This window comes from Psychrobacter immobilis (genome assembly GCF_904846225.1).
GTDB lineage: Bacteria > Pseudomonadota > Gammaproteobacteria > Pseudomonadales > Moraxellaceae > Psychrobacter > Psychrobacter immobilis_F.
Map to the genome: position 1 here is coordinate 1 of NZ_CAJGZJ010000057.1, position 920 is coordinate 920.

The 920-nt window shown below is 38.8% G+C and carries 2 protein-coding genes; both read right to left on the minus strand.

Annotated features, from left to right (window positions below):
• Positions 1 to 5: 5 nt before the first annotated feature.
• Entirely contained in the window at positions 6 to 578 is a 573-nt protein-coding gene (locus JMX48_RS13990) for an IS630 family transposase (RefSeq protein ID WP_227688053.1), read from the minus strand.
• Positions 505 to 801: an IS630 transposase-related protein gene (locus JMX48_RS14145; protein WP_320158151.1), complete on the minus strand. Its 297-nt coding sequence runs from the start codon at positions 799 to 801 to the stop codon at positions 505 to 507. The genes JMX48_RS13990 and JMX48_RS14145 overlap by 74 nt, the downstream gene beginning before the upstream one ends.
• Positions 802 to 920: the final 119 nt, after the last annotated feature.

Genomic DNA, 920 nt, shown 5'->3' on the forward strand with positions numbered 1-920 from the left:
TATAGTCAGTTCAAAATAAAACTGTTATGGTCAGGACAAATATCATAAAACAATTTGGATAAGTCATTTTCCATCCAGCCTTGGCGTAGAAACTTCACCTGAGCCCATTTCTTTTCGATAGGGTTCAGATCAGGGCTGTAGGGTGGCAGCCATAGAATACGATGACCATGCCTATTAAGTAGCTTTTGAATACGCTTACTCTTATGAAATCTAGCATTATCCATCACAATCACGCATTTAGTTTTAAGACTTGGAATAAGTGTGAACTTGCACCAGTCGTAGAATATGCTGCTGTTAATGTTGTGCGTAAAGTAATCAATTGCAAACAGCATCTTTTCATACAGAGCACCGATAACGTTGGTTCGCTTTTTACCTTGCCAATTGTAGCTATCAATACAAGGTGTACCAATTAATGTGTACCCATGAGAGCGAATAGTCTCGTACTCAAAGCCGCTTTCATCCATGTAAACAACGGGATAGCCTTGTTGTTTAAAGATATCAAGCTTACTGTGGTATATCGCTCTTTTGATCGGACACGCTTTTGGATGCTCTAAGGTCTTTTTTTTGACTGATACCAAGGCGCTTTAGGGCATGATAAATGCCTGTTTTACTACAGTTTAGACGACGTGCTCGCTCATACTGGTAATCATCAGGATATTCTTTGACATCATTAAGTAGCACGTCATCTGGTATTTTATAAGGTTTAGTTTGCCTTGTTGTTTTACTATGAACACGTCTCTTCCAGTTTTGTATGGTGGTTGGGCTGAGATTGTAGAACTCAGCTGCCCCGGCAAAGGTCATACCGTCATCTATACTTTTAAGAACTTGTCTACGAAAATCTAGTGAGTAAGTCATGGTCTTTATGACAACAATTAGGTTTGATTATTAGTTTATAACACTTTTAAGTGGGCTTGGCTATA